The following is a 3,582-nucleotide window of genomic DNA, read 5'->3' on the forward strand; positions in this document are numbered from 1 at the left end:
AGCTGCGAACTCATACTACCGGAAACAGGTGACTCCGCAATCGCGTTGACCAGGTTCTTGGCTGCTGTTGGCAGCTTGGCGGTTATCTGCGCGCCACCTTTCACTGCCGTCAGAACGCCAACAAGTTCCGCAGCGAACCTACCGCCCTCGACACCAGCTGTGACCGAACCTTGCCAGCCGGCATCCTCGTATGCCTGGGTCAAGAATGCGGCGCGCTCTTCCAGCCCCTTCAGGTAGTTATCGCCAAACTGCTGCCGAAACTCTGGCGAAGTGGCCAACTGCTCCAGAGCTGCATAGGTTTCCCTCCAGTTCTTGACCAGCTCATAAACACCCACTGCGGTTTCAGCTGTCGAAAGACCAATGCCTCCTCCAACACCTACGACGATACCGACATCCTGCTGGGCCGAAATAATTGCCCATTTGGCTTCTATTCCGGTTTTGCAGAGCGGTTTGTCCTTGCAGCCATCGACCTCCTGCCGCTTCTTCTCCTCCTGCCAATGACTGAGGTAGTTGTGTTGGGTGGCATTCCCCGCCACCCAGGCTCCCGTCTGCAAGCTCTTGGCGTCCGCATCGCCCTGCGTCGAAGCTGCCAGCACGCCGATCAACTGCGAACTCATGGTCAGCAGGCCCTTCTTCTCCAGGCAACGCATACGTTGCCCCGGCGAGCGACCCGCCAGGGATGGCGGGGCCGGAGGTTCAGGACTCTGCGGAAGTAGCGAAAGGGAGGTCAGTGCTTTTCTTTTAAAATCGAAAAAGTAAATTATTAAAGAACAGGGAATTACTGAACGAGGAAAGCCTATCTACCTTTTATTTCTAGAGTAGCGAAAGTAAATCTGCTCCTTTATGCTCAAAAAGAGAGGCAGGGAAAGCTGTTCTTCCTGAGGCTCCCGGCCACAGATTTCCTCCGCCAGCAGCATCCTCCAGCAAAATATGCTGTGCCCTTGGCTGCTTACCAAGTTAACAATCAAGTCGGCATTTAAAGTCGCTCTTGCACCAACTAGCCATCAGAATAGTCTCGTTTAATCCAGTCTTCTCTAAGTCCAAGCAGGATATTCATAATATTCGAGTAAGCCAGAAACGGCACTGACAAGGTAACATTAAGAGACTCACACTCAACATCTAAAGGAACGTAAAAATCCAAGTCACCCTGATCTCCAGCGCTTGAAAACATCTCAATACTCAAATGACTAACAATGCGAACAACCTCTGAAAATAGAAGCTTTCGCATCCTCCCTTCCACCCCAAAAGCGAACCCATTTATATATATATCCAGCCTCCCCTCTTCAAGGTGGGTGGAGAACAAAATCTGCCCCTCTTCTTCCCTCTCATAAAAACATCCTCGCCCTGAACCCTCCAAATCCTTCATTCTTTTTTCAATAGACCGACGAATTTTCACTTCCCGAGCTCCTTCAAGAACGCTTTCAACCCATCAGTAGTTGCGGGAAAACTAAAGGAAAATTTTTGATTCACATTATTAACGCTGCCGGTTCCTAACATCGATCCTTGCTCGGATGCATAGTGCCCCTTCAAGGTAATTGTCTGCGCGCCTTGGGACTGAGAGTAAGAGAGCATTTTTCTCAATGGCCCGACCAATTCTGCCGCCCCATCAGCCCCGACGCCAATGAGTCCCTTCGAAGTACCTACAGAGAACCCATCAAATATTATCTCACCGGAATTCAAGGTGACTCTGGGGGAATAAATAGTTCCCACACCATTAGACGCATCAAAAGAAACCTTGCCTAAGTCTTTAGGTATTTCTTTCGGACCATCCGTAACGACGCCCTTGCCTGCCCCTGCCAACCCTCCATCAATGGCCAGCCCAACCTCAACTCCCAATGCAGTCGAACTCGCGGCGTTGTCCCGCACCACGCTGGCACCCTGGCCTTGCATGGTGTGCAAGGCATCCAGATAGCCTTTCATACGGATGTCTTCAGGTAACGAGGCAACCGAGTTCCAAGCGTTCTGGATATCCCGCTCCGCACAGCTTGAACAGGTTAGCGCACCCATCAACCACAAGGCAGTTTTTGAAGGCGCGCTGACGATCCCTTCCAGTGCCAGCCCAAAGCCCGCTTGGCTACCTTCACCTTTGGCATTCAGCACTTCCGCACGGTTCGCGGGGTCCCTCGTATAGCTCGCGGGATTCGCTAGGGCTATGTTTTCCAGAACGCTGGTCAGGGCCTCCTTGTTCTTGAATAGCGCCGTCAGCCCCACCCGCTCGTTGTAGTAGTCAGCCTGGGTCACCTGGAAGAGATTGCTGTCCGGGCCTGTGCCCAGCTCCGTACGCAGATACTGAGCAGCCCGGGCAGCGTTGATGTCTGTGCCGGCCAAGGCCTGGTTCCAGCCATTGTCCACCATCATGGCGGCCGTGCTGAGAAGCTCTTTGCGGGCGGTGTCCTCGCTCAGCCCATTTTCCTGGGCATAACGTTTGACGCGCTCCACATCCGATGCGAATTTGATTTCATCTGGGTGTAGCTGCCGGTTGTACGCCGTCCCGCTTTTGGCGATCTCGGCGCCCAGACTCACATCGCCATTGACCGCACTTGCCGCGGCTACGCCAACGAGTTGCGAGGCCATCAGTTCGAGGTTTTGATCGCCACCTACCATTTTCCCAAGGAGGTTGATCATGGCCTCGTTGGCACCAGCGGCCGCCGCTCCAGTCTTGAAGTCACTGCCGGAGGCTTCGGCCAGCAGACCTCCCATCAGGGCGTGAGCCATGATTTTCGGCGGGCTGCCATCAGGGTATTTGACCGAGTCGCCAATGAAATTGAAACCTACCGCCATTCCCAGGTTGCGCGCCTGACCTGCCATGGCATTACCGAGGTTGTCGATGTAGCTGCCGCCATAGGCGGCCTGCTGCATGACCGATTGAGCAAAGCCTTGGGCAATGCTGTAGGCAGCAAATCCACCGATTCCCTCAACTGTACTGAGCTTGAATCCTTTGGTGACTTTGTTGATGTTGTCACTGGATACGCCGAATGCCTTGTCCAACTGCGGGCTGACGAGATAAGCCGTGGCCGCTGCGATGGCGTACCCTTTCAGACTGTCAGCGCTGGTGGCCTGTTGCAGCCCCTTGCCAAGGTCACCGCCATTGTTGATGGTGCCAATGGCGAGGTTGCTGGCCATTGCGCCATACACCGGGCCGAGGTAAGCAGCTGCAACGATGGCAATGGCCAGTGACGGCGCAGCCCCCAACCCCGAGTTGCTGTACTTCCAGCTATCGTGCACCTCCTGCACCATGCGCCAGTCCACATCCCCGCGCTGCTCGGCCTCCTTCAGCCACGCCAGTTGCGGATCCGCCTGCACCATCGCGTCGATGGTCTGGCTTACGGTCTTCTGGTCGATATGCTTGAGGTCGATCTTCAGCCCTTCCACGGCCTTGATCGCCAGATTCCCCTGGGCCACGATCTGGCTCTGGCGCACGGTTTCGTCGGTCTGGCCCTTGCCCTTCGACGACTGCCACGCCAGGTCGCCCTTGCTCTTCTCGTGGCTTTCCTGGTGCAGATCCTTCACCGCCTCGAAGGTCACCGCGCCGCCGCTGACGATGGCCAGGTCGTTGCCCGATTCCAGCTTCGCGCCCTGGTA

2 protein-coding genes and 1 pseudogene are annotated in these 3,582 nt (G+C 55.2%); all 3 read right to left on the minus strand.

Features of this window, described 5'->3' with window-relative positions; translation table 11 throughout:
- Window positions 1-638 (minus strand): annotated as a pseudogene (locus tag ACTJJX_RS34885) (hypothetical protein); the annotation flags it as partial.
- A 359-nt stretch (window positions 639-997) separates the two neighbouring features.
- A complete protein-coding gene (locus ACTJJX_RS34890; protein WP_123789288.1) occupies window positions 998-1,396 on the minus strand; it encodes a hypothetical protein in 399 nt (132 codons plus the stop codon).
- A partial coding sequence (locus ACTJJX_RS34895) for a DUF637 domain-containing protein (RefSeq protein ID WP_160313154.1) occupies window positions 1,393-3,582 on the minus strand: 2,190 nt, incomplete at its 5' end. The genes ACTJJX_RS34890 and ACTJJX_RS34895, both read right to left, overlap by 4 nt.

Source organism: Pseudomonas sp. 22490 (genome assembly GCF_052044465.1).
Classification (GTDB): Bacteria; Pseudomonadota; Gammaproteobacteria; order Pseudomonadales; family Pseudomonadaceae; genus Pseudomonas; species Pseudomonas aeruginosa.